Genomic DNA, 24940 nt, shown 5'->3' on the forward strand with positions numbered 1-24940 from the left:
TTGCGACTCGTAATATTGTCGGCTTCGGGAAACACGCCAAAGGATCAGCCATGCTGGACAAAAGCCACAAACCGACCTGGACTAGTTTTGAGAATGCCACCAAGGCCGACTGGGACGCCGTTATGGATTATGAAGAGGCGTATAATGCCGCCTTGCCGGATCGCATTCTGGACGCCATTCGGTCACTGGACGAGGAATGGACACCCTATCCCATCAACCGGTATCAGCACAGCCTTCAGGCCGCGACCCGGGCTTATGAGGATGGCGCGGAAGAGGAGTTGGTGGTCGCTGCCCTAATCCACGATACCGGTGATATTCTGTCACCCTACAACCATGGAGAGCTGTCAGCGGCGATGATGAAGCCCTATGTCAGCGAGAAAACCTATTGGATACTCAAGCACCATTGCGTGTTTCAGGGTTACTACTACAACCACCACCTTGGAGGAGACCGAAACGCGCGCGACAAGTATCGCGACAGCCCCCATTGGGAGGACTGCCGCTATTTCTGCCATGAATACGATCAGAAGGCGTTTGACCCAGACTATCCGACGAAACCGCTGGAGTTTTTTGAACCCATGCTGCGCCGCATCCTGAGCAAGGGCGAAGGCCATATGGAACTGAACGAAACTGCCGAAGATTAACAGGCAGCCATCAGGCGATAGACAATCTGAGCTGTGGTGAAGTCCCAGGCGGCATTGCCGTCCGGGGCCAGCTCAACCACATCGAAGCCCACGCATCTGCGCCCCTTGAGCGCGTGCTCGACTAGCCGCAGTGCCTGGTAATAGCCCAACCCGCCAGGCACCGGTGTTCCAGTGGCGGGCATCAGCGATGGATCCAGCCCGTCGACGTCGAAACTGACATAGACCAGCTCGGGGAAGTCTGCAGGCAGGTCGACCGAATGGATGTTACCTGTCACCAGTTCCTCGGCATCCACGTGAAAGACGTGGTTTCTCAGTCGGCTTTGGGCCTCTTCAGTTGAAAAAGCGCGGACACCGAACTGGGCGAGCCGAACGCCCTCTTCGGCAAGCAGGTGCATCACTGAGGCGTGAGAGTGTTTTTCGCCCTGATATGCGTTGCGCAGGTCGGCATGGGCGTCGATCTGGACGATGCCGATGGGTTGGTTTAGCGCACGGGCCACACCTATCACTGCGCCATAGCTGAGGGAATGCTCGCCGCCCAAAGTGACCGGTACCTTTCCAGCCCGAATTGCAGCTTCGGTGCGGTGCGCAAGGCGTTCCATTACCTCGGGCAACGGGCCGTCACAATTTAGCGGTTCTTCGGTGAAAATCCCTTCGACACAGGGCTCCGCGTGACCGGTGATGCGTTCCAGTTCATTACTGGCCTCGATAATTGCCTCGGGGCCTTTGGCCGTGCCGGCCCCGTAAGAGACCGTGCGCTCCAAAGGCACCGGGATCACGCGAAAGCGGGCATCTTCGGTGCGTTCGGATGCGGTCAATTCGCTGTCGAGAAAAATGCTCATGAGAGTCTGTCCTTGAAGTCGTCATATCCGAACTGCCGGATGATCTTCAGCTCGTCCGTTTCGCTGTTCCACAGGGCGATTGTGGGCAGGGGGACGCCATTGAAAGTGTTTGTCTTGACCATCGAGTAATGTGCCTGATCGAGGAAGGCAAAACGCTGTCCGATCTCCAGCGGCTTGCCCCAGGTGTAGTCGCCAATCACGTCACCCGCCAGACAGGACGGGCCGCCAAGGCGATAGGTATGGCCTGTTTTGGCTTCATCCATAAGGGCAGGGCGATAGGGGGCCTCGATCACGTCGGGCATGTGACATGTGGCCGAGATATCAGTGATCGCGAGGTTCATGCCGTTGGTCGGCAGGTCGAGGATTTCACCGATCAGAATACCTGCGTCCAGCGCCACAGCCTCACCGGGTTCAAGGTAAACATCAATGCCATAGGTTTCGCGAATGTCCTTGAGGAAGGCCACCAGCCCGTCGCGGTCATAATCGTCGCGGGTGATGTGGTGGCCACCGCCAAAGTTCACCCACTTGAGTTGATCAAGGTAGGGTTTGAGCTTCGGTTCGACAGCGTCCCAGGTGCGCTGCAAAGGCGCAAACCCCTGTTCGCAAAGCGTATGCATGTGCAAGCCGTCAACGCCGCGCAACGTGTCGGCGGTCAGTTGGCTGACTGGTGTGCCAAGGCGCGAGCACGGGGCGCAGGGATCGTATTTCGGAACCTCGCCTTCGGAATGTTCCGGATTGATGCGCAGGCCAACCTGCACTTTGGCGGTTTGGGCTTTGGCGAGAAACCGGTCCTTTTGGGCAGCGGAGTTGAAGATGACGTGATCGGACTGCGACAGGATTTCGTCGATGTCGGCGTCTTTGTACCCGGCGCAGAAGGTTGCGACTTCACCTCCATATTCCTCGCGTCCCAGCCGCGCTTCATAGATACCTGAGGCGCAGGTGCCGCCGAGGTGTTGGCGCACCAGTGGGGCCAGTGAGAACATTGAAAACGCCTTGAGCGCGCTGAGAACATGCGCGCCGGAGCGGGTTCCGACATCAGCGAGGATTTTCAGGTTCCGTTCAACCGCCTTTTCGTCGACGACAAAGCAAGGGCTGGGTACACGGGAGAGGTTGAAATTGCGGAAGGCGCCGGCGTCTCCGGCCTGTGTGGTCATCATGTCGGACATAACCGGCGTCTCCGTTTGGTGGAGAGGCCGGGGGCGCTGCCCCCGGACCCCCGGGATATTTAGGGCCAGATGAAGCTGAAGCGGATCAGAAGGTGACCGGGCCGTCGAGTTCATGGACCTGCCACGGCAGGCCATGTTCGTTCAGCATGGCCATGAAGTCGTCCGGGTCGAGTTGTTCCATGTTCCAAACGCCGGGCTCGGTCCAGTTGCCTTTCAGCACCTGCGCCGCGCCGATCATGGCGGGGACACCGGTGGTGTAGCTGACAGCCTGGCTGCCGACTTCCGCGTAGCATTCCTGATGATCGCAGATGTTGTAGATGTAATAAGTCTTCTCGCCCGAGCCATCCTTGGCCTGACCTGTGGCGATGTCGCCGATGCAGGCCTTGCCCTTGGTTTCCGCGCCCAGATCACCGGGATCGGGCAAAAGGGTTTTCAGGAACTGGATCGGGATGATTTCCTTGCCGTCATGCATCACTGGGTCGATGCGGGTCATGCCGACATTTTCCAAGACCTTGGCATGCATGATATAGGCGTCGCCGAAGGTCATCCAGAAGCGGGCGCGCTCGATCTCGGGGAAGTGGGTCGAGAGCGATTCCAGTTCCTCGTGATACATCAGGTACATGTTCTTAGGGCCGATGGCGGGGAAATCGAACTCGACCTTGTGGGTCATGGCGGGAGAGTGTTTCCATTCGCCACCTTCCCAGTGGCGCACTTCGGCCAGCACTTCGCGCAGGTTGATTTCGGGGTTGAAGTTGGTGGCAAATTCCTGATCGTTCGAACCGCCATTGGCGTCCAGCACGTCGATCTGGCGGATGGTGTCCAGCTTGTGCTTTTTCAACCATTTGGCAAAGACCGATGTAACGCCGGGATCGAAGCCCGAACCAAGGATGGCGGTCAAACCGGCCGCTTTGAACCGTTCCTGATAGGCCCATTGCCAGTGGTATTCGAACTTGGCCTCATCCTCGGGCTCATAGTTTGCCGTATCCACATAATGAATGCCCGCCTCAAGGCATGCGTCCATCAGCACCAGATCCTGATAGGGCAGGGCGAGGTTCACGAGGATTTCAGCACCAGTTTCCTTGATCAGCTTTACGGTGTCTTCGACCTTGTAGGCGTCCAGTTCGGCGGTCGCGATATCAACTCCCACACGGTCTTTCACCGACGTGGCGATCGCGTCGCATTTCGATTTCGTGCGGCTGGCCAGTGTGATTTCGGTGAAGATATCCGAATTCATTGCCATCTTGTGCACGGCAGCGTGGGATACGCCGCCCGCGCCGACAACCAGTGTTTTGCCACTCAAAGTGCCCATGGGGGTGATCTCCTCTCAGGGGTTATTCGTAATAGGTGTAACCGTTGATCGAGTCGCGGTAAGCGCTCATCAGGGTTTTGCGGTCCTTGGCTTTCAGGGTGCCGGTCGAAATCGCCTCATCCACCATTTTGCGGAAGGCGGCGACGCAATCCTGCGGGTCGAATTCGACATATGACAGAACCTGGCTGATCGTGTCGCCCTCTTGTTCGTGCAGCAGGTCAAAGCCACCGTCCCGACGCAGGTCGATGGTGACGACGTTGGTGTCACCAAAGAGATTGTGCAGATCGCCCAAGGTCTCTTGATAGGCACCGACGAAGAAGACACCCATGAAGTATTCGTCCTCTTCTGGCAGGGAATGCACCGGCAGGCTGGGGGAAACACCGTCGGCCAGAATGAACCGGTCGATCTTGCCGTCACTGTCGCAGGTGATATCGGACAGCACGGCGCGACGGTCGGGGATCTGGTTCAGATATTGCAGCGGCACGATCGGGTGCAGCTGGTCGATGGCCCAGACATCTGGCAACGACTGGAACAGCGAGAAGTTGCAGTGATAGATATCCGCAACCTTTTCAAGCTGGTCGTTCAGGTCCGTTTCCAGATCCTCTGACGCGGCCAACGCCTTGAGCCGCGCCATCAGCGACAGGTATATCCGTTCGGCCCGGGCCATCTGACGCAGGTCGACATAGCCGCGACGAAACAGGGCGCGCAGCTCGTTACGATAGAAGGTGGCGTCGTTCCAGCATTCCTGAAGACGGTCTTTGCTGAGATAGCCATGCACCGCAGCAAGGTCTGAAACCATGTGGTGATCGTCAGCTTCAACCTCGGGGCCATTGGGCGCATCGTAAAGCGTGCTTTCGAGCACGTTGAAGACCAGCATCGAGGACGTTGCCACCACCGCACGCCCACTTTCCGTGACCAGTGTCGGGTGGTCCACCTCTGCCTCGTCCATGGCGTAGGCCACGGTTTCGACGACATTGGCACAGTATTCTTCGACTGTGTAGTTGATCGAGTTTTCGGCGGCTTTCTTTTCGCCGGTGTAATCGACCCCCATGCCGCCACCCAGATCCAGGTGGGTCAATGGCACGCCTTCGCGTGTAAGCTCGGTGTAATAGCGACAGGCTTCGCCGACAGCGCGGCGCACATCGTTGACATCCTGAACCTGGCTGCCCAGATGTGAGTGCTGCAGCTTGAGGCAGTGCAGCAAGCCTGCGTCTTTCAGCTTGTCTACCGTGGCGATAAGCTGATCGGTGTTCATCCCAAAGGCCGAGCGGTCGCCCGAGCTTTCTTCCCATTTGCCGCTAATCTGGTTGGTCAGCTTCACCCGAACACCGATCAGGGGCTCGATGCCCAGTTCGTTGTAAACTTCGATTACCGTGTCGGCCTCTTTCGGGCTTTCCAGAACGATGACCGTGTTGAACCCGATCTTGCGGCTTAGAATCGCCAGTTGGATGAACTCGGCATCTTTGACGCCGTTGCACACGATCAGCGCGTCGGGGGCAAGACGATGCGCCAGCGCAATCACCAGTTCGGGTTTGGAACCGGCCTCGAGCCCATAGTTGTATTTCTTCCCAAACTCGACGATCCGGTCAACAACCTGGGCCTGTTGGTTTACCTTGATCGGGAATACGCCGCGATAGCTGCCTGAGTAGCCCACGCGCGTAATCGCATCTTGGAAACTTTCGTTCAGATGGGTGATTTCGTGTTCCAGATAAGACGCGACTCGCAGGACCATCGGTGCCTTGATGCCGCGGTCGTCCAGATCGCTGAGGATACCGGGCAGGCTAATCGCCGCTGCCTCGGGGGCCATGGGATTGCGCAGACCGATCTCGCCCTGTTCGGTCACCTCGATGAGGCCTTTGCCCCATTTCTCAACTCCGTAGATGGAATGCGGTGCGTCGGGCGTCTGTTTCAATCAAGTCGGTCCTTAACGTAGGGTGCCAGTTTCGCGCCCGCCAATACGGCAGCAGTTTGATTCTTCCAAGTGTAAACTATCTGATTGGGGATTCCGAATTTTACGCGGACGGGTGGATCGGGATCAGATGATTGTCCCATTGGCATTCGGCGCGGGTTCTAACAGCTGGGCGCGCGCCCATCAATGTCCCGAAAGCGCCTGTTCCCGTGGTAAAGACCAACCCGCCCGCCCCGGCCCCAAGCCCGCAGACATCCTCAAGCGCGAAGGCGCCGGTGAATGTGCCGCTGGTTATGTCGAACTGGTGCAGCGCATTGCCGCGCGGACAGGTTATTGCGATCATATCGGCGTCGGCTGAAAACGCGACGCTGCCAGCGTATCCCTGCAACATGCTTTGTTCGTGATCCGGTGCCGCCAGCAGGCGCGGGGCTTCACCCTGACGATGCAGGCCCAGCAGGGGCGGATGGTCGGACTTGCTGCCCTGCCATTGCATGGCAAAACCAACCAGACCGTCACGTCGCACGGCCAGATGGCGGATCGAGTTCTTGTGAAGCTCGTGAGGTAACGACACCTGTTCTTGGATCCTACCCGACTGGGTGAGATAGCTCAGGTTGGGTGCCATCGTCGGCAGGTTCAGCTTTGTGCGCCCGGTTTCGGGGTGGGTTTCGATCCCGCCATTGGCAATCACCAGCGTTTCCCCGTCGGGCATCAGGCGCATGTCATGCGGGCCTATTCCACCAGATGAAAACTCACCCAGACGCGAAAAGCTTTTAGCGTCCCAGACACTGACGATACCTGTCCCGGCTTCGTAGTCGTTCTCGGTGGCATAAAAATACGCGCCATCCGCCGAGAATGTGCCGTGGCCGTAGAAGTGTCGGCTTTCAGGGGCATTTAGCTGCGCAATCTGCGCGCCGGTTGCGCAATCGATGACGATGGCAAAGGTTCCCGGACGTCTGGCAAACGCGACCGCCAAGGCCTTGTGTGGATGGGCAGCGGCCGCATGTCCGCGTTCGGGTAGAGGCACGGAGAACACGATTTTCCCCAATGTGCTCAACCCGGCAAGTCGAAAGGACCCGTCGGGAAACAGCCCTGCGGCCAGAAAACCAGGCGAACCGGCCGAGGCCCACCCGCGGACTGGGGAAATCGTGGCTGCGGCAAGACCGGCAAGAAAATGGCGGCGTGACGTCACGGGTTAGTCTCCGTCCAGCGAGTTGAATCCTGCGCTGATCCCCAATGTCGGACCCAGCTCGGTCACGGCGATGCTGCGGATATCGTGGATCGACTGTTGAAGCGCCTCAATCCGGAACCGGGCCTGGGGATCTGAAACCCCGGCCAGCGAGGGATCGTCAATGGATTGAGCGTTCTGGATGGCACGTGCAAACGCAGCGTCCAGTTCCGACGCGATTTCGGGGTGATCAAAAGACAGCCGTGCAGCTAAATCTCGCAAGGATATCAGCGACAGTTCTACATGGCGTAAAGACCGCCCGGACCGCCACGCTTCGGCCCGGTTCGGACGGGGGCGGTCAAATGTCCCCATGGGGCGACCCAGCCGAGTGTCAGCCGTGAACTCAAGACCGGTAGCCAAGGCCTTGAACAGCTCCTGCATTGCTTCGTCCTGCGTCCGGTAGCGCCTGTTCTCTTGGGGTTGGGTAAGGCTAGGGGCATAGCTGTGCCAGTCCTGCGCCATCGCCCGGGCATTGGCATCGATATCCGCCGTGATCGCCCTGATCAGCGCGCAGCGATATTCGGCACTACCCTGTTCCGCGTAATTGGGATCGAACAACATCCGTTCGAGCGCGAAGAACCCGCGCCCTGCTATGGACGTTTCGGCATAGGTCTCCGGGCTTTGCACGGCGTCATCCTCGGTTGCGATATGCTGGGACAGGGCTTTGGTGGTGAACCCTTTCGTGTCCGGCCAGAACGCCATGGCGAAAGCGCGGTCATCGACCTCGGTCGGACCAAACCGCAGGTGGCTGGCGGATATCCAGCTATCGAAAGCCGCATCGTAGGCCGCGCGCAGCTCCGGTGAGGTCGGATCGCACTCAACCAGGGATGCGCTGACCAGCGCGCCCGTCGTTTCCGGGAGCGTGTCGAACCGGGGCAGGATATGGGTTTCAGTCACATCCATCAGGATCGGCGCGCGATCCTGTGCCTGCGCGGCAAGTGGCATGATCAACACTGCAACAAGGGTAAAAACTCGCATGGGTCAGAGGCTCTCCAGAAATTGGATCAGGGCGTCACGGTCTGCCTTGGGCATCGAGACAACGGTGTCGCGGGTAGCCTGCGCTTCACCGCCATGCCACAGGATTGCTTCAAGCAAGGTGCGCGCCCGCCCGTCATGCAGAAATTCTGTGTGGCCCGAGACGCGTTTCGTCAGGCCAACGCCCCACAAAGGCGGCGTGCGCCATTCCCGGCCTGTCGCTCGGGCCTCGGGGCGATTGTCGGCCAGACCTTCGCCCAGGTCATGCAGCAACAGGTCGGTGTAGGGCCAAATCAGCTGAAAACTGTGCTCGGGCCGATCTTCCATCCGATGAGTGACATGTGACGGTGTGTGGCATGACGCGCAGCCGGTCGCATGAAATACCTCTTTCCCGCGCAACACCTTGGGGTTATCCACGTCGCGGCGACCCGGCACGCCCAGATTGCGGCTGTAGAAAGCGACCAGGTCCATACCCTGATGATCGATCTCAAAGCCGCGCTCATCATTGTCGCCGTGCGGGGCTTTGATGCAGTTCACCTGCACATTGGTGCAATCCCCGTGCGGAGCAGGGTAGAGTGGGTTCGAAATGCCGATATCCCCGGCAAAAGCAGCTGCCGATTGTTCCATAACTGACGGCGTCCCCGCCTTGTGACCGAACCGGCCCATCATCGGCGTGTCAAACTCGACCGACCAGACGATATTCGGGCGACCTGATATGCCGTCCCCATCCAAATCGTTAGGGTCGGCCTTGGCAAGCAGGTCTTCGACCGGGATCGCTTCCAACAGGCCAAGCCCGATCATCTGCGGCGCGACCCGGGGGCTTAGCATCGCGTCGGGGTGCAGCGGGCCATAACCCAGATCGGCTGCCTGATAAGTCGGGCGGCGTAATGAGGCGGTTTCACCGTCAGAAAGCTCCACCGGGATTTCTTCGTACGAGATGTCCAGCCGGTATTCCGCTGGATGACCTGCCAGTGCGAAATCCTGCATCTGCCCACCATAGGTAGGCTCGGGCAGAGTGGCGATGTAATCTTCTATCGCTGCATAGCCATCTTCCGACGTGCCGGGGATCGAGACCCGCAGGAACATCGAAACCGCGTTGTCATCGGGCCCGTTTGGCGTGTGTCCGCGCCCATCCTTGATGTGGCAGCGCTGACACGACCGCGCGTTATAGAGCGGCCCCAACCCGTCAGAGGCGAGCGTCGATGAGGGCGACGAAACCCAGATCTTCTTGAACAGTCCGTTTCCGACTTTGAAATTCAGCTCCTGTTCAAAGCTCAGGTTGTCTGACGGTTGCGAGAACGCATCCGCGTCAGTACGGACCCGAACAGTCGCAGCCCCGGCGGGCAGTTCTTCAAACTGCTGCGGTGCGCTGAAATCCTGGGGCGGTGCTGTGACAACGGCAATTCGGGCGCGTTCTTCGTCAGTGCGGGGGGTGACGTTCAGATGCAGGTCCTGTAGCTCGGCTGACAGGGAAGGGGTGGCCGCAAAGGCGACCACCGACAGGGCGACAAGGCTATTCGCCTTCGTCCATTTTCGATGCGTTGAGTTGCGCATAGTTGGCTTCGCCGATCCTTTCATAGAGGTCGAGCTGCGTTTCGAGAAAGTCGATATGGCCCTCTTCATCGGACATCAACTGCTCGAACAGCGACATCGAGACATAGTCGCCGGCATCCCGACAATATTCGCGCGCTTCCTTGTACAAGGCCCGTGCATCGATCTCGGCCGCAAGGTCACATTCCAGCGTTTCCTTTGGTGTTTGACCGATCCGAAGCGGGTCCAGCTTCTGAAGGTTGGGGTGGCCTTCCAGAAAGATGATCCGTTCGATCAGCTTGTCCGCGTGGCCCATCTCTTCGATGCTTTCCTCGCGGCTTTTCTTGGCCATGTGGCCAAGCCCCCAGTCTTCCTGCAACCGGTAGTGCAGCCAGTATTGGCTGACTGCAGTCAGTTCATGCCGCAGAGATTTGTTGAGATATTCGATGACTTTTGGATCGCCCTTCATCTGCACTCTCCTGTGATACTGCCGCGCGCAGGGCGCGGAGTTGCATGGGTACTTCGAGATTATCGCTTGACCGCATCGTGTCCAGAAACAGAGGCATGCATCCGCCGCAATCCGCCGATTTTCCAAGAGCACGGTAAACCTTGCCGGGGGTGATGATGGTTTGGGGGTCGGCTGTCCGCATCCAGTCGATGGCGGCGCGGATGTCGTGGTCCGAGATGTTGGTGCAGTGGCAGACAATCATGAATGTTGGCTTGGGTTTGTGTGGTTCAAAGGGCTGGCGGGTTAGCGTGCTGAGTGTACCGGGGGCAGGCAAGCCCCCGGCACGCGTTCTTGTTTAGTGGAATACCGCGTCGGGGTTATCCAGACTGTCTGATCCTTCAAATTCAATCTGGTCCAGTTCCAGTGTGGTCACGATGCGCTCGATTGTTTTGGTCTGGTCGATCAGGCCGTTGACGCCGGCCATGATTAGGGTTTCACCGCCTTCGTTGCCGCGTTCCAGCATTTGGTCATAGGCAAACCCTGCTTCCGCGGTCGATTTGATCCTGCCAAGGGCTTGCATCGTGACGGCCAGTTTCGCCTTCATCTCGGCGTCCAGTGCCGGATCAGTTGCGATTACCAGATCGGCCAGCGATGCGCCTGATACAGGTGTGCCATCGATGCGGGTATAGCTGCCCAGATAGACGTTCAGAACGCCCAGTCCATCGTAGTAATGGCTGTTGTGGGTGTTGTCCGAAAAGCAATCATGTTCTTCTTCCGGGTCGTTCAGCATCAGGCCCAGACGCATCCGCTCACCCGCTTGTTCACCGTAAGACAGTGAACCCATACCGGTCAGGATCGCACTGACACCCGCGGTTTCATTTTCCATCAGCGCCGTGCGCGCCGCGCCGCCTTGTTTCCACTGATCGGCCATCCAGGTCAGATCGCTGACCAGCAGGTCGGTTGCGGCGCTCAGATACTGGGCACGACGGTCGCAATTGCCACCAGTGCAGGTATCGCCGTTTGCATAATCAGTGGCTGGACGGTTGCCTGCACCGGCCCCGTGGCCGTTCATGTCCTGACCCCACAGCAGGAACTCGATAGCGTGGTAGCCGGTTGCGACATTGGCTTCGATACCATCAGCTTCGTGCAGGGTTTCGCTCAGCAGTTCCGGAGTAATCTCGCTGGCGTCAATGGTTTCGCCCGACAGTTCGAAGCTGGGGTTGGCGATGACATTCAGAACCGCAAATTCGTTCTCATCCGTCGCGCCACCATAGGCCGCGTCGACATAATCAATCAGACCTTCATCCAGTGGCCAACCGTTTACTTTGCCTTCCCAGTCATCAACGATTGCGTTGCCAAAACGATAAACTTCGGTCTGTTGATAAGGCACACGCGCTGCAACCCATGCTGCCCGTGCCGCAGTCAGGGTCGCGTCCGAGGGTTCGGCAATCAGCGCACCGACTGCGTCCCGCAAAACCTTTGCCGCAGTCAGGCTGTCGTCATACTTGGCTTCGGCAATATCGGCATAGGTTTCCAGAATATCCGCTTTTGTCGGCACATTACCGGCAAAAGCAAAAGTGGCTGTCGCAAATGTCAAAGCGCTGGCTGTTGCAAACAACTTGGTCATGGAGGTCGATACTCTCTTTTCAGAACTGTCAGATCAGGCGGGTTTGTTCCCGCGGCGGCTTCCGTTGAAATAACTGAGTTAAAAAGTCAACATTGTCAATCTGAGTTTTTTTGTCGGATAATGAAACCGCTGACTCGGTTGCCACTATCCCCATATCTGGCGGGGGTTCGGTCCGGCGGATCACATTGTGCGGTACATGTTTCGGGCTAAAATCAGCCAAGTGATTCTTTGTAGGTGGTTTGTTGTTCATGAAGCGCGTGGTTCTGGCCTTGTTCCTGTTTCCTGCGGCACTTGCGGCGCAAGCAACGCAGGTTTCCACGCCTCATCACCATGGTTCGGCCCAGATCGACATCGTGTTTTCTGACACCGGGTTCGCCTTGGCGCTGAGGGTGCCAAGCATGGACATCGTCGGGTTTGAAACCCCGGTTGAAAACGATGACAGCCGCACACGTGTGGCCATAGCAATGTCAAAACTTTCCGACCCGCTGAACCTGTTCGTAACCCCGCCCGAAGCTGGGTGCTCTACGGTGGCCGCCCATGTGGTTCTGACATATGGCATCACACTGCAGAGTGGTGAGGCGAACGCAGTCACAGGCTCCACAACGGCGGAGGGTCACTCGGAGTTTCAGGCGGACTATGTCATTCAGTGTCAGGATATGAATGCGCTGAACATGATCGAGTTCGCCTATTTCGCGCGGTTCAGTGGGACCGACCAGCTGAACATCCACTTGAATACGAACGGGGTACAGGACGCTGTCGAAATCACACGCGCGGCACCATATCTCGATCTTCAGCCGGATCGATGAGCGCTGAAATCAAAAGAAAAACCACAAGTGGTGTTTCGGTTTGATGCTCTGGGGAATTGGTAGCGGAGGAGGGACTTGAACCCCCGACACGCGGATTATGATTCCGCTGCTCTAACCAACTGAGCTACTCCGCCGTGAGTGAGAGGCGATGTAAGCGAGGGGCCGGGAAGGGTCAAGAGGGAAATCGCCCTAACCGGGGAATTCTTTCACGGGCTCTTTCACCGGGTCCTGCAAGGGCGTCTGACGGAATATCGTGGTGTCCACCGTTCTGCGGATAAACGCGGCGCATATCTCCGGTTCTGTGATCAGGATCATATGACCCAGACCGTCAAGCTCTTCATAGCTCAGACCATATTTGACCATCGGCGGCCCGTGAAGGGCAGGGGACAGAAGCGCATCCTGACTTCCATACAATATCCCGCCGGGGACCGACAGCTCGGGGTATCTGGCCACCAGCACATCGCAACTGGCATCCAACCCGATAACGTCCTGCGAGGCCGTGACAAAGGCCGACGGGCGCAGCCCGAGTGCACCACCCGCACGGTCCAGAAAGTCATTTGGTGGGGTTTCAGGATCAAATGCCACGCCCAGACTGTGCGGCGCTGTTATTGAGGCCATGGGCACTGCAATCGTGTTGGCAATCAGGCTGCGCAGCCATTTGGTCCGGATCTCGAGCGGTTTGAAGATCACCGGTGTTTCAGGCACCCTGTGCGTTAGTGGTGCCAACAGAGCGAGGCCGGATACCCGCTCGGGGTGGTCTAAAGCCAGCGCCAGCGACACCGCACCACCCAGTGAATGCCCGACCAGCACGGCCTGATTCACGCCTTTGGTTTCAAGAAACTCAGCTATCATCGCGGCCTGCTGCGGCAATTGTGCGAGTTCTGCCGTATCCCGGGTTGAATATCCGCAACCGGGGCGATCCAGCGCGATGACGTGGAAATCCTCGGCCAGTTGATCTGCCAACGCGTAGGTAAAATGCTGTAACTGCCCAGCCAGACCATGAATCAGGATAACCGTCTGCGCGTCCGGATTGCCCTTTTCCACATAGTGGATGCTGCCGCCCTGCGCGGGCACGATCTGGCCCATCTGCGGCACGGTTTTTAGCCCCTGACGGGTTATACGCCGGGTCCACAGGGCCATGGCCAGAAGAAAGACGGCAAAGGCCGCAACCAGGCTAAGAAAAATTGTCATCTAGCTGTCTCCGGTCCTAATAGGGATGTATTGCTCCAATCCCGATTGTGACATGCGTTTCTGAAACTCGGCAACTGTTCCGGGCCAAAGCGTCGTGTTTTGCCCGTCCGCATCAATGTACCAGGATGTGCAGCCTCCGGTCTGCCAGACACTGTCCGCGTGGCGGTCCTGCATTTCCTGTGTAAAGGCCGCCTGTTTCGCCGCATCGGGGGTGATCACCGACAGTTCCTTGCGTTGCATCTCGCTCAGAACCCGGCCGATATGCCCGACCTGGGCTTCGATCATCAACACGACCGAATTATGCCCAAGCCCGGTATGAGGCCCCAGAAGGATGAAGAAGTTGGGAAAACCGGCTATCGCCGTGCCCAGATGAGCAGACATCCCGTTTGTCCAGGCCGACCGCAGCGTTAGCCCATCTGTGCCAGTAATATCCAACCTCTCTACGACATTGGTAACCTGAAACCCGGTGCCCCAGATCAGCGAGTCTGCCTCTGCCCTGGTGCCATCTGACGCGAGGATGCTGTTGCCATCGATACTGGCCACGCCGTGCGGAATGACGCTGACATTGTCGCGGGCCAGCGCCGGGTACCAGTCATTTGAACTGAGAATGCGTTTGCACCCAATTCGATAGTCCGGGGTCAGAATGCGCCGTTCTTCGGGGTCGGCAATCGCGCCTTCCAACGATTTTCGCCACATCTTCAGAGCAAAGTTCATCGCGCGTTCCTCGCCCCTGAACACGCGGTGACGAAACTCGAAGAACATGAAAATCAGTTTGCGCCGGATGCGCGGAAGCAGGGGAAGGTAGGCATATAGTTTGCGCACCCAAGGTGCGATCGGGCCGTCAGGGCGCGGCATGACGTAAGGCGCGCTGCGCTGAAAAACGGTGACGTGGCCCGCAACCTTGGCAATCTCGGGCACGAACTGAACGGCTGACGCCCCGGTGCCGACAACAGCCACATGCTTTCCGGTCAGATCGACGGTGTGATCCCATTCGGCCGAATGAAAACAGGGGCCGGGAAAACTGCCCGCGCCAGGAATGTCCGGAATGCTGGGATGATGCAGCGCGCCGATGGCCGAGACCAGAAACCGGGCCGACCAGAACTGGCCATCCATGGTTTCGACCTGCCAAAGCGTGCCATCCCATTTCGCCGATTTCAGCGCCTGCCCAAAGTGGCAAAGATCATACAACCCTTCCTGATGCGCGACATCTTGCAGATATTCCTGTATCTCTGCGCCACCGGCATAGGCGCGGCTCCAGTGCGGATTTGGGTGGGTCGCCATGGAATACAGATGCGAAGGCACATCGCAGGCGACGCCAGGATAGGTGTTCTCGCGCCACGTGCCACCGATATCTTCGGCCTTTTCCAGAATGGCGATATCTTTGATGCCACGTTTGCGCGCCTCAAGCGCCATCGTCAGCCCCGAGAACCCGGCACCGATGATCAGCATCTCTGTCGTGTGGTGCATTGAAGCGCCCCTCCTGAAACAACTTTATGGATATCTGTTGCAGATGTCTGCACGTGATTGGCAGTGAAGTAGGTCACACAAGGTAAATTGACCGAACGACCTTACGTGAACAGACATGGCGAAAAACCGTCATCAGGGCGGTGTCGCTTCCTGCAAACACATATCGCAATCAGAGAGGTGAACGCGGCGTAATTCCGCCAGTCTGATTCAAAACAGGAGGATTGCCCCTTGTCGACCCGTACTCTTACACGCGCTGGTGGGCGTTCCGCGCGCCGCGCTCTTCGCACTGCGCCGAATTTTGACATGCTGCCGGGGCTGACACGCGGCATCCCGCATTGCGAAGTTATGGACGGAAGTCAGGTTGAGCTTATCGACAAGGCCGCCATGGATATTCTTGAGAACGTCGGTGTCCAGTTCCGCGACCCGACCGCAGTGGAAGACTGGAAGAAAGCGGGGGCAAAGGTCGAAGAAGAGCTGGTCTTTCTGGACCGCAACATGGTGCGCGAGCTGATCGCGACCATTCCGGCGCAATTCACCTATCACGCGCGCGATCCGCAAAAGAACCTCGCTCTAGGCGGCAAGCACTCGATCTTCGTGCCGATGACCGGCGCGCCGTTTCTTCGTGATCTTGACGACGTGCGCCGGAACCCGACGCTGGACGATCTGGCGATGTTTCACAAACTGTCGCACATGATGCCCGCATTGCACAGCTCGGCCCATCATATCGTCGAACCTTACGACCACCCGATCAGCCAGCGGCACTTGCGCATCACTTATTCGTCGATGAAATACTCGGACAAAACCTTTATGGGCATGACCACCTCGCCCAGGAATGCCGAAGACGTGATGGACATGTGCGATATCCTGTTCGGCGAAGGTTTCATTGACGACCATCCTGTTACCACCGGCAACTGCAACGGCAACAGCCCTCTGGTCTGGGACGAAACCATGCTGGGTGCAATGCGCGCCTTCTGCCGCCGGAATCAGCCGGTTTTGTGCTCGCCCTTCGTTCTGGGCGGTGCCAATACGCCCGCATCGGTACCCGCAACCGTGGCACAGCTAACCGCCGAGGCGCTTTCGGCACTGGCTTATACGCAGGTGATCCGCAAGGGCTGTCCGGCGATTTGGGGGCATTATCTGTCAACCGTTTCGATGAAATCCGGTGCGCCGATGGCAGGGACGCCTGAAATCAGTCTGATGAATTTCATGATTGGTCAGATGGCGCGCTTTTACGATGTGCCATGGCGCACCTCGAACACGCTGGGCGGGGCCAAGACGTTTGACGCGCAGGCCGGGTACGAATCCGCCACAACTCTGGGCGCTGTTCTGCATGCAGGGGCCCACTACATCTGGCATTCGGCAGGCTGGAACGAGGCGGGGATGCATTGTTCGGTCGCCAAGTTTGTTGTGGACGCGGAACAATGCGCGATGGCCTATCGGATGGCGGAGGGGCCTAAATGGCATGATTTTGACGAAGGCTTGGCCGCAATTCCGGATGTGGGTCCCGGCGGGCACTATTTGGGGCATCCGCACACCCAGGAGAATTTTCAGACGGCTTTTTTCATGCCCGAACTGTTTGACAACAACTCGATCGAACAATGGGTGGCGGAAGGTGAAGTTGAAATCACCGAACGCGCTCTGAAATACGCGAGGAAGCTTTTAGCCGAGTATCAGGAACCAAAGCTGGACGAGGCCAAGAACGACGCCCTTCTGGACTATGTCGCCCGCCGTGAGAGGGAAATTCCGGCAGCAGATGAGCTAAACCAGACTTACTGACGGTCAAGTTCATTCCTTACCGGACCGCCACTCTTTCCAGATTAGATAGCTGTTGGCGGCAAGCGAGGCGAATGGCTCGGGCGGCAAACGCGGCAAGTCCGGTTGCGCCAGAAAATGATCGGCGATGTCAGACTGCTGGTCCAACAACAGTTCAGCGATGCCCATGCCTTGCAGTGTTCCCCGTGCAATGCCCAGACCGTTCTGACAACAGGCTGAGTAGACACCGTCCTCAAGCTCGCCGAACGCAGCCGATCCATTGCGGCTGAGGCAAAGCATCCCGGCCCAGCGATGTTCCATCTGCACATCCGGCAGATGCGGGAAGCGTTCCCTAAACTTTCGGTCATGCACCCAGCCTGCATTGCGCAGTCGCATTGGACTGGTCTCGATTGTTGGATGAAAGCTGGAGCAGGTGCGGATCAGGATGCGATCCCCATAGCTGCCGGAAATGCGCCGTACTGACGTCCCCATCGGGTTCGCTGGCGTCACCGACCAGCGCGACTTCCCGCCTAGTGTCTTGATCTGCGCCTCGTTCAGCGGGGCTGTGAGCGAGGCGTAAAGGCAAATGTGCATCAATTGCCGCTGGTAGAACCCAAAGCTCTCCAGGTGGCCGTTATTGGCCAGAATTATCCGCCCGGTGCTCACCTTGGCCTTGTTGGTGCTGACCACCCAGCCTGCGCCTTGTTGTTCCAAACCGGTGACGGGTGAATGCTCGAACACTTCGATCTGCCCGGCCAGACGGGCGGATAGCGCACGCACATAAGCCGCAGGCTGAATCATCACTGTCCCCGGCGCATAAAGTCCCGAGGTATAGTGCGGGCTGCCCGTGACCTCTTGCATCTGCTGCTGATCTAAAAGCTTATGCGGCTCGCCCAGTTTGGTCAGGTGCGCGGCAAAGGCGCGGTTTTGCGCGTCGCCCGCTTTGGTGGCGGCGGCATTGTATTTGCCGCAAGGGTCGAACATTTCCTGTGGCAGCCCGCAATCGGAGGCCACTTCGGTCGCAAAGGCAATGGCCTTGCGGTTCAGCGCAATGGTGGCGCGATCTGCCTCTGATCCCTTGCCTGCGTAGTTGTCCGAGGCCAAGTCATGGGGCAGGTCGATCATAAACCCGGAATTTCGGCCTGCCGAGCTGTCCGCGAAGCGGCCGGCTTCCAGCAGAACGATTTTCAGGGAAGGATCCAATTGATGCAGCCGCCGCGCCGCGCTGAGCCCGGCAAACCCACCGCCAACTATTGTGATATCTGCGGTCAGGTTCCGTTCCAGCACCGCCAGAGGTGTTTGGGGCGGCAGAATCGCATTCCAACCCGACGGGCCTGTCTGCCGGGGTAGCCTTTTTGCGTCATGTCGACTCAATCGACGGCCTCATCCGCGTCATCGGCCAGATCGATCCAGATGGTTTTCAACTGGGTGTACTGGTCATGCGCGTGGATCGAGTTATCGCGACCCCCAAAACCCGACTGCTTGTAACCACCGAAAGGTGTCGTGATGTCACCTTCGCCGAAGCTGTTCACCGTCACGGTGCCTGCGCGGATCATCCGCGCACCACGTATGGCGCGTTTGACATTGGCCGTGAAGATTGAGGCGCATAAGCCATAGTCGGTGTCGTTCGCGATCTGGATCGCTTCATCGAAGCCCGAGACTTCAATTACCGACAAGACAGGGCCAAAGATCTCCTCGCGCGCCAATGCAGCGTCGTTGCCGGGCACTTCGACCACGGTGGCCTCGACAAACCCGTTGTCCGCTTTGCCACCGATCACCACGTTCTCGGCCTGATCCAGATAGCCACAAACCTTGGTGTAGTGGTCTTCGCTCACCAGTGCGCCCATGCGGGTTTCGGGGTCGAGCGGGTCGCCGGTGTTCCATTGTTTGACGTGATGCGCGATGCGCTCCAGCAGCTCGGCCTTCACTTTCTTATGCACGATCAGGCGTGACGAGGCCGAGCAGTTCTCCCCCATGTTCCAGAATGCGCCATTGACGATATGCGCCGCCACCCGGTCGAGGTTTTCGGCATCCTCCATCACGATGGCAGGGTTCTTGCCGCCCATCTCAAGCACCACCTCTTTGGCGTTGCTTTCCGCCGAATAGGTCAGAAAGCGTTTGCCGGTCACGGTCGAGCCTGTGAAGGACACCATGTCGATATCCATGTGCCGCCCAATGGGTTCGCCCACCTCGGTCCCGCCACCAGGTACGATGTTCAGTACACCGCGTGGCAAACCGGCCTCCATCGCCAATTCGGCAAGGCGCAGGGCCGTCAAAGTGGTTTCCATCGCCGGTTTCACAACAACCGAACAGCCTGCCGCCAGTGCTGGCCCTATCTTCCATGCCAGCATCAGCAGCGGAAAGTTCCACGGCAGCACCAGACCGACGACGCCGATTGGCTCGCGCACCACCATGGCGATGTGATCGTCGCTGGCGGGCGAAACCTGATCGTAAATCTTGTCAATCGCCTCGGCGTGCCACTTCAGGCAGTGGATCGTCTCGGGCACATCAACAGTTTCGCAGTCAAAGATCGTCTTGCCGCTGTCGATGCTTTCCATCACGGCCAGTTCACGGGCGTTGCGGGTTACCAGTTTGCACAACCCGATCAATACATCCTTGCGATCGGACGGATGCAGCTTGCTCCAGCGGCCATCGTCAAACGCCTCACGAGCTTTCGCGACCGCAAAATCCACATCCGCCCCATCGCAGGATGCGATATCGGTCAGCTTTTCACCGGTTGCAGGGTTCTCTGTCGCAAAGGTCTGGCCCGAGAACGACGGACGGAATACGCCGTCGATAAAGGCACCTGTCGGCAGGTTCAGACCTGCGGCGATGGATTTGTACTCGTCCTGTGTCAGCAGATCCATGTTTGTCACCCCTCAGCCACGATGTCAGCGATTGTCTTCGTCAGCACGCGCGTAACCTGCTCCAGCGCGCGCTTGTCATCTTTGTTCAGGCCCTTCAGTGGAGGCCGCATGATACCCGCGTCGATACCGTTCATGGTGACGCCATGCTTGATGGTCTGGATGAACTTGCCACCCTGTTCCAGCACCCGCATCAGTGGCATCATCGCAGACATGATCCGGCGCCCTTTGGCAAAGTTGCCTTCGATCACGCAGGCCTGATACAATGCCACATGTTCTGCTGGCAGGAAGTTCGAACCGCCGCAGACCCAGAATGGTGCGCCCCAGGCGAAAAACTCCAGTGCCTGGTCGTCCATGCCACAGCCCAGCTGGATATGCGGATAATCCCGCGCCAACAGATGCACCCGGTTGATATCGCCCGAGCTTTCCTTAATGCCGCAGAAATTTCGGCTGCGACCCACGCGGTCAAGGAACTCTTCCCCCATCATTGTGCCGGTACGGTGCGGATAGTTGTACAGCATCACCGGCAGGTCGGCGGCCTTGTCGATGGCCAGTGCATTCAGCGCGTTTTCGCGATCCGTCGGCACCGAGTAGGGCGGGCTGGCCAACAGGATGGCGTCCGCGCCGATATCGCGCGCGCCAGCGGCCAGTGCAATCGAGTCCGAAGTCAGCATCGCGCCCGTGCCAACGACCAAGGGCAACCGCCCTTTCAGGCGCTGATGCGTGAATTTGGCCAGTTCCAGCCGCTCCGCCACGGTCTGGGCATAATTCTCACCTGTGGATCCGCCGGAAATCAGGCCGTGCACACTATTTTCGATCAGGTATTCGATCACGTCGGACAGGGCGTCCCAGTTCACGCTGCCATCGTCGTGATAGGGGGTGACCACAGGGGTATATATCCCTTCAAACTTGAAAATCGGGTTCATTCCGTCCTCATGCGGGTTTCGAAAATGGTGGGATACCCATCGGCACATCCAGCGCGTCAGGCATCACGAACATCCCGATCTGATCCCGGGACAGGTTCCAGTGATCCTCGGCCAGTTTCGCCGCCGCGGCTTCATCGCGTGCCTCGATGGCTGCGATGATCGCGTCATGCTGTTGGCTGGCCAGCGACAGGTTTTCGGACATTTCAACTGTCTGTGGCCGGTAGAACGTCATGCCAATCCGTGCATGATCGATCAGCAGCCGGTTGAATGACGGCAGCAGGTAGACATTGCCGGACATCTCTCCGGTCACGTCATGAAAACGGTTGTTGGCAAGTGCGCGATCCTCGACCGACCCTGAACGAAGGGCAGCTTTGAACGCGTGCTGAGCCGCTTTCAGGTCAGCGATTTGCGCGTTAGTCGCGTTCACTGCCGCCAGACGCAGGATGGCCCCGTAGACCATCGGCGCGGCAAGGAAGAAATCGCGCAGTGTGGTGTAGGACATTTCCGAAACACGGGCGCTGCGGTTTTTTCGCAGATCCAGATAGCCTTCGCCTGCCAGTTGACGAAACACCTCACGCAGAGGCGTGCGCGACAGGCCGAATTCATCGGACAAATGCGCCTCATCCAGATCGTCACCTGGACGAAGGCGCAGCGTCAGGATGGACATCTTCAGGTGTTCTCTGAGCGCATTTTTGCGCGACTTGGCTTCGTCTTTCATCCTTTGGCCTCACTATGTCCTCTGGCTGCCGTGTCCGAATCGCGGTGGTCGTATTTTTGTATTTCTAAAAAATACAACTTGTATACAAAAAAATCTCGTGCAGCATGGGTGTCTGCAAAATAGACTCACGCTTGGGCGTCGGCCCAGTTTGGAAATGGTCCTGCTCATGCCTCAGACGCAGCACTTCGCCTTCATCCTTGTCGAGGAGTTTTCGCACCTCGCCTTTTCCTGTGCGGTCGAACCGCTGAGGATCGCCAACCTTGTAAGTGGCGAAGAGCTGTATCGCTGGTCATTTGTATCCGAACAGGGCGAGCAGGCCGTGTCTTCCAATGGGTCCGTCACCCTTGTGCATTCCGGACTTGAGGAACTGTCCAAGTGCGATCAGCTCTTTGTTTTGTCGGGCATTCACATGCGTGACCACGTGACCCGTTCCCTTCTGGCCACACTGCGGCGCGAACGAGCGCGTGGAACGCGGATCGGGGCATTGTGTTCCGGCGCGTGGCTGCTGGCCGAGGCCGGGTTCCTCAACGGTATGCAGGCGGCGATCCATTGGGAATACCACGACGCGTTCATGGAGGCGTTTCCGGATGTCAATCTGGTGCGCAGCGTCTTTGTCGCCGACGAAAAACACATTACAGCATCAGGTGGAACCGCGACCGCAGACCTGATGCTGCATCTGATCGAACGAGACCATGGCGAAGAGCTGGCCACCGATGTTGCGGATCAAATGGTCTATAACACTGTGCGTAATGCGACCGCTAAGCAGCGCGTTTCGCTGCAGTCGCGCAATGGAATGCGCAATGCCCATCTGGCAAAGGCGATAGATATTATGCAGGACAGTCTGGAAACCCCAGTTTCACCATCCTTCATTGCAGACAATTTGGGTATCTCCACCCGTCAACTTGAACGGTTGTTTGGCAAGTACCTCAACACTTCGCCCAAACGGTACTTTATGGAAATGCGGCTGGAACGGGCCCGGAAGCTGCTTTTGCAAACCGAAGCGTCGGTCACCGAGGTCGCCGTGGCCTGCGGCTTTGAAAATCCGGGACATTTCTCTCGGGTATACCGGTCCAGTTTTGGCATCACACCGCACGCGCAGCGCAACAAGATCAACTGAAATCGGATAAATTGCTGCTTCTACCTGCCGGCGGGGGTGCCGCGATCCGCCGACCTTGAACAGGTCCGACCTGGCACCCCCTGATCCCGCCGAGATACCCCCTCGTTAAAACTGGACTAGTCAACAGATCGGCAGGATTACCCACCAATAGATCTCGATATTGGCATAAGTATATCAAGAACTTGTCATCGACAGGTTTGTTGTGCCCTGTTTCGTTAATCTACCGTTAATTTAAGGCTCAGATTGAGGCTTTGATTGTGGGTAATCTGCAATATCGACATGCGGTCGCCGCAATCTGTTCAACCTGATGGCGTGTCGTGATTTGTGTCAGGCCTCAGAGGTTTCTAAAAGGAATCTGTTTCACGGTTCAAAACAAGTAGTGAACATATCACTGAGGTTTGGTCGACCCACGCTCGGACAACGCGCCTGCCGATCATCTTTGAAGGCAAAAAACGAACGAATCCAATCCAGGTCAGAATCAAGACAGCATTCGACGGGCAACTTGACGGGTTGTGAGGAAACCCAGGTCAAGATTGCGCGCCGTTGGAATATGGCTTTGAGGCCGTAGATTGTACGTATCTGGCATGCTGCGCTGACGACACTGATATCCAGTACGACCAGAAGCGATCGGAAGCCGTCAGTCCAGATGATAGGACAGAAACCGTTCTGTCCCGCCGGTACTATACCCCCACTGTGCTTTGACACCGAAAACTTCTGAAACGGTTTCCAAAGACAGGGCATGTTCGGGCGGGCCAAGAGAGACCAGCCGCCCTTTTGACAAAACAGCCACCCGGTCACAGGCCATCGCCTGATTCAGATCGTGCAGCGCCATCACTGTCGTCACTTTTAGAATTCGAACACAGTTCAGGATCGACAGTTGGTGATGAATGTCCAGATGGTTGGTCGGTTCGTCCAAAAGCAAGAGTCCCGGTTGCTGAGCCAAAGCGCGTGCGATGTGCAGTCGCTGGCGCTCTCCTCCCGACAATGTCGCCCATTCTCTGTGTGCCATATCGGCCATTTCCACGGTTTGCAGGGCTTTGTCGACTTGCCAGGTGTCCTCGGCGCGCCACGGCCGTAAGGCCGACAGCCAGGGCGTGCGGCCCAGTTCGACCACGGATCGTGCAGTCACGCGTTCGGCCGTATCAGCCTGTTGTTCAACGATGGCAATCCGTTGGGCAATTTGTCTGCGCGACAAATGCGAAACGGGATGACCCGCTATGACGACTTTTCCTGAAACCGGACGTACCAACCCCGCCAGCAGGCGCATCAGCGTTGATTTCCCTGAACCGTTAGGTCCGACCAAAGCAAGTGTTTCGCCGGGCTCCACGACAAAGGATACGTCTGACAGCAAAGTCTTGCCGCGAACGGAATATGTCAGGTTTTTCGCCTCGATCTTCATCGGGCGCTCCTCTGGCCGCGCACCAGAATTACGGCAAAGGCAGGCGCACCGATCAGGGCGGTGACCACCCCAATCGGCAGAACCTGACCCGGGATGATGATGCGCGACACGATATCTGCGCCGATCAGGAAGACCGCTCCGATCAAGGCGGCGGTTGGGATAAGCCTGCGATGCCCCGGTCCCACAAGGAACCGGGCAGCATGAGGGATGACCAGCCCGACAAAGCCAATGGATCCGACGATAGAAACCATGACAGCTGTTGTAAGTGCGGTCGCAAAGATCAGGGTTGCCTGCACCCGACGTACCGATATGCCCAGCGAGGCCGCTGAATCAGAGCCGAAAATAAAGGCGTCCAGTGCTCTGGCGTGAAAGCGGCAAATGAGCCAACCGACAAGGGCCACCGGAATGGCCAGATACACATCCGGCCAGCGCACGCCGCTGAGGTTTCCCATCAGCCAGAACATGATCCCGCGCGCCTGATCGGCATTGGCGGATTTGGCGATGATGAAGGCCGTCAGCGCATTGAACAACTGAGACCCGGCAATTCCCGCCAGGACGATCTGTGCCGTCGCAGCCCGTCCGCCCCCTGCGCCAGCGGCTCGGGCCAGCAACGCGACAAAACCAAAAGCCAAAAGCGCGCCATTGAACGCGCCAAAAGACAGCGACAAGGCCCCCCCACCCAAACCAGCGATGGTTACAGCCACGGCACCCGTCGAGGCCCCGGCAGAAATGCCCAAAATGTAAGGGTCGGCCAACGGGTTGCGCAGCAAAGCCTGCAACACGACCCCTGCGACAGCCAGACCGGCACCGCAGGACGCAGCGACCAGAGCGCGAGGAATCCGGTAGCTCCAGATAATACCCTGATCAATTGGGTCTACAGGAAAGTCCACTCCGGCCAGCTTGTTGGCCAGAACGGAGAGAACCAAATCGGGCGACAGAGAGGTTTCCCCGATCATCGCGCCCGCAAGAACCGCCGCAATCAACAATGGCACGGTAAGGCACGCAGCCTTGAAACCCTGCCGTAAAATTGC

21 protein-coding genes, 1 tRNA gene and 1 pseudogene are annotated in these 24940 nt (G+C 58.0%); 4 read left to right on the top strand and 19 right to left on the bottom strand.

Annotated elements, in window-relative coordinates:
• Positions 1-50 precede the first annotated feature (50 nt).
• Complete coding sequence (locus ACR0DY_RS10280; RefSeq protein WP_267365093.1) at positions 51-641, top strand: HD domain-containing protein; 591 nt, start codon at positions 51-53, stop codon at positions 639-641.
• Here the strand turns inward: ACR0DY_RS10280 and speB are convergent.
• From speB to ACR0DY_RS10330, 10 genes are all read right to left on the bottom strand, one after another.
• Positions 638-1480, bottom strand: a complete 843-nt coding sequence (gene speB, locus ACR0DY_RS10285; protein WP_480482116.1) for an agmatinase — start codon at positions 1478-1480, stop codon at positions 638-640. The two genes, ACR0DY_RS10280 and speB, sit on opposite strands and share 4 nt — an antisense overlap.
• A complete protein-coding gene (gene nspC, locus ACR0DY_RS10290) occupies positions 1477-2646 on the bottom strand; it encodes a carboxynorspermidine decarboxylase (protein ID WP_480482114.1) in 1170 nt (389 codons plus the stop codon). Before nspC ends, speB begins: the two co-directional genes overlap by 4 nt.
• Before the next feature lie 85 nt (positions 2647-2731).
• On the bottom strand, positions 2732-3955 hold the full coding sequence (locus ACR0DY_RS10295; protein WP_480482112.1) for a saccharopine dehydrogenase family protein: 1224 nt from the start codon (positions 3953-3955) through the stop codon (positions 2732-2734).
• Between the two features lie 22 nt (positions 3956-3977).
• Positions 3978-5867: a biosynthetic arginine decarboxylase gene (gene speA / locus ACR0DY_RS10300; RefSeq protein ID WP_480546111.1), complete on the bottom strand. Its 1890-nt coding sequence runs from the start codon at positions 5865-5867 to the stop codon at positions 3978-3980.
• A 100-nt stretch (positions 5868-5967) separates the two neighbouring features.
• Positions 5968-7053: a DUF1513 domain-containing protein gene (locus ACR0DY_RS10305; protein ID WP_480546110.1), complete on the bottom strand. Its 1086-nt coding sequence runs from the start codon at positions 7051-7053 to the stop codon at positions 5968-5970.
• Positions 7054-7056: 3 nt separating this feature from the next.
• Positions 7057-8067, bottom strand: coding sequence for an imelysin family protein (locus ACR0DY_RS10310; RefSeq protein WP_480546109.1), 1011 nt, complete (start codon positions 8065-8067; stop codon positions 7057-7059).
• Positions 8068-8070: 3 nt separating this feature from the next.
• Complete coding sequence (locus ACR0DY_RS10315) at positions 8071-9618, bottom strand: di-heme oxidoreductase family protein (RefSeq protein ID WP_480546108.1); 1548 nt, start codon at positions 9616-9618, stop codon at positions 8071-8073.
• On the bottom strand, positions 9578-10063 hold the full coding sequence (gene bfr / locus ACR0DY_RS10320; protein ID WP_267365109.1) for a bacterioferritin: 486 nt from the start codon (positions 10061-10063) through the stop codon (positions 9578-9580). Before bfr ends, ACR0DY_RS10315 begins: the two co-directional genes overlap by 41 nt.
• Positions 10011-10304, bottom strand: a complete 294-nt coding sequence (locus ACR0DY_RS10325) for a (2Fe-2S)-binding protein (RefSeq protein WP_480482354.1) — start codon at positions 10302-10304, stop codon at positions 10011-10013. Before ACR0DY_RS10325 ends, bfr begins: the two co-directional genes overlap by 53 nt.
• A 93-nt stretch (positions 10305-10397) precedes the next feature.
• Positions 10398-11669: an imelysin family protein gene (locus ACR0DY_RS10330; protein ID WP_480546107.1), complete on the bottom strand. Its 1272-nt coding sequence runs from the start codon at positions 11667-11669 to the stop codon at positions 10398-10400.
• A 248-nt stretch (positions 11670-11917) separates the two neighbouring features.
• Here ACR0DY_RS10330 and ACR0DY_RS10335 point away from each other — a divergent pair, with 248 nt between their 5' ends.
• On the top strand, positions 11918-12475 hold the full coding sequence (locus ACR0DY_RS10335; protein WP_480482100.1) for a ZrgA family zinc uptake protein: 558 nt from the start codon (positions 11918-11920) through the stop codon (positions 12473-12475).
• Between the two features lie 57 nt (positions 12476-12532).
• On the opposite strand, the gene ACR0DY_RS10340 is transcribed toward ACR0DY_RS10335, so the two are convergent.
• The 3 genes from ACR0DY_RS10340 to ACR0DY_RS10350 form a co-directional block, all read right to left on the bottom strand.
• Positions 12533-12609, bottom strand: a tRNA-Met gene (locus ACR0DY_RS10340).
• Positions 12610-12664: 55 nt separating this feature from the next.
• Entirely contained in the window at positions 12665-13666 is a 1002-nt protein-coding gene (locus tag ACR0DY_RS10345; protein WP_480546106.1) for an alpha/beta fold hydrolase, read from the bottom strand.
• The gene (locus tag ACR0DY_RS10350) at positions 13667-15133 is read right to left on the bottom strand and encodes a flavin-containing monooxygenase (RefSeq protein WP_480546105.1); all 1467 of its coding nucleotides are present in this window, start codon (positions 15131-15133) and stop codon (positions 13667-13669) included. It lies immediately after the preceding gene.
• 228 nt (positions 15134-15361) lie between these two features.
• Between ACR0DY_RS10350 and ACR0DY_RS10355 the strand changes: the two genes are divergently transcribed.
• Positions 15362-16909: a trimethylamine methyltransferase family protein gene (locus ACR0DY_RS10355; protein ID WP_480546104.1), complete on the top strand. Its 1548-nt coding sequence runs from the start codon at positions 15362-15364 to the stop codon at positions 16907-16909.
• Positions 16910-16918: 9 nt separating this feature from the next.
• Here the strand turns inward: ACR0DY_RS10355 and ACR0DY_RS10360 are convergent, their stop codons facing one another.
• From ACR0DY_RS10360 to ACR0DY_RS10375, 4 genes are read right to left on the bottom strand one after another with little or no spacing between them, the layout of a single operon-like run.
• Complete coding sequence (locus ACR0DY_RS10360; protein WP_480482092.1) at positions 16919-18259, bottom strand: NAD(P)/FAD-dependent oxidoreductase; 1341 nt, start codon at positions 18257-18259, stop codon at positions 16919-16921.
• Positions 18256-19752: an aldehyde dehydrogenase gene (locus ACR0DY_RS10365; protein ID WP_480546103.1), complete on the bottom strand. Its 1497-nt coding sequence runs from the start codon at positions 19750-19752 to the stop codon at positions 18256-18258. The genes ACR0DY_RS10360 and ACR0DY_RS10365 overlap by 4 nt, the downstream gene beginning before the upstream one ends.
• A gap of 5 nt (positions 19753-19757) precedes the next feature.
• Positions 19758-20675: a dihydrodipicolinate synthase family protein gene (locus ACR0DY_RS10370; RefSeq protein ID WP_480546102.1), complete on the bottom strand. Its 918-nt coding sequence runs from the start codon at positions 20673-20675 to the stop codon at positions 19758-19760.
• Positions 20676-20682: 7 nt separating this feature from the next.
• Entirely contained in the window at positions 20683-21393 is a 711-nt protein-coding gene (locus tag ACR0DY_RS10375; protein WP_480898213.1) for a GntR family transcriptional regulator, read from the bottom strand.
• A gap of 166 nt (positions 21394-21559) precedes the next feature.
• Between ACR0DY_RS10375 and ACR0DY_RS10380 the strand changes: the two genes are divergently transcribed.
• Positions 21560-22510, top strand: a complete 951-nt coding sequence (locus ACR0DY_RS10380; protein WP_480546100.1) for a GlxA family transcriptional regulator — start codon at positions 21560-21562, stop codon at positions 22508-22510.
• Positions 22511-23399: 889 nt separating this feature from the next.
• Here ACR0DY_RS10380 and ACR0DY_RS10385 read toward each other — a convergent pair.
• Both ACR0DY_RS10385 and ACR0DY_RS10390 read right to left on the bottom strand, forming a co-directional pair.
• Positions 23400-23909: pseudogene (locus tag ACR0DY_RS10385) on the bottom strand (ABC transporter ATP-binding protein); the annotation flags it as partial.
• Positions 23906-24937 (bottom strand): FecCD family ABC transporter permease, encoded by a 1032-nt coding sequence (locus ACR0DY_RS10390; protein ID WP_480546157.1) that lies wholly within the window; start codon positions 24935-24937, stop codon positions 23906-23908. The gene ACR0DY_RS10390 and the pseudogene ACR0DY_RS10385, both read right to left, overlap by 4 nt.
• Positions 24938-24940: the final 3 nt, after the last annotated feature.

This window comes from Ruegeria sp. O6, assembly GCF_056535045.1.

Bases quoted from the DNA above. Each gene is read 5' to 3' on its own strand.
- ACR0DY_RS10280 (WP_267365093.1), top strand. From the start codon at position 51: ATGCTGGACAAAAGCCACAAACCGACCTGGACTAGTTTTGAGAATGCC.
- speB (WP_480482116.1), bottom strand. From the start codon at position 1,480: ATGAGCATTTTTCTCGACAGCGAATTGACCGCATCCGAACGCACCGAA.
- nspC (WP_480482114.1), bottom strand. From the start codon at position 2,646: ATGTCCGACATGATGACCACACAGGCCGGAGACGCCGGCGCCTTCCGC.
- ACR0DY_RS10295 (WP_480482112.1), bottom strand. From the start codon at position 3,955: ATGGGCACTTTGAGTGGCAAAACACTGGTTGTCGGCGCGGGCGGCGTA.
- ACR0DY_RS10310 (WP_480546109.1), bottom strand. From the start codon at position 8,067: ATGCGAGTTTTTACCCTTGTTGCAGTGTTGATCATGCCACTTGCCGCG.
- ACR0DY_RS10315 (WP_480546108.1), bottom strand. From the start codon at position 9,618: ATGCGCAACTCAACGCATCGAAAATGGACGAAGGCGAATAGCCTTGTC.
- bfr (WP_267365109.1), bottom strand. From the start codon at position 10,063: ATGAAGGGCGATCCAAAAGTCATCGAATATCTCAACAAATCTCTGCGG.
- ACR0DY_RS10325 (WP_480482354.1), bottom strand. From the start codon at position 10,304: ATGATTGTCTGCCACTGCACCAACATCTCGGACCACGACATCCGCGCC.
- ACR0DY_RS10330 (WP_480546107.1), bottom strand. From the start codon at position 11,669: ATGACCAAGTTGTTTGCAACAGCCAGCGCTTTGACATTTGCGACAGCC.
- ACR0DY_RS10335 (WP_480482100.1), top strand. From the start codon at position 11,918: ATGAAGCGCGTGGTTCTGGCCTTGTTCCTGTTTCCTGCGGCACTTGCG.
- ACR0DY_RS10345 (WP_480546106.1), bottom strand. From the start codon at position 13,666: ATGACAATTTTTCTTAGCCTGGTTGCGGCCTTTGCCGTCTTTCTTCTG.
- ACR0DY_RS10350 (WP_480546105.1), bottom strand. From the start codon at position 15,133: ATGCACCACACGACAGAGATGCTGATCATCGGTGCCGGGTTCTCGGGG.
- ACR0DY_RS10365 (WP_480546103.1), bottom strand. From the start codon at position 19,752: ATGGATCTGCTGACACAGGACGAGTACAAATCCATCGCCGCAGGTCTG.
- ACR0DY_RS10370 (WP_480546102.1), bottom strand. From the start codon at position 20,675: ATGAACCCGATTTTCAAGTTTGAAGGGATATATACCCCTGTGGTCACC.
- ACR0DY_RS10375 (WP_480898213.1), bottom strand. From the start codon at position 21,393: ATGAAAGACGAAGCCAAGTCGCGCAAAAATGCGCTCAGAGAACACCTG.
- ACR0DY_RS10380 (WP_480546100.1), top strand. From the start codon at position 21,560: ATGCCTCAGACGCAGCACTTCGCCTTCATCCTTGTCGAGGAGTTTTCG.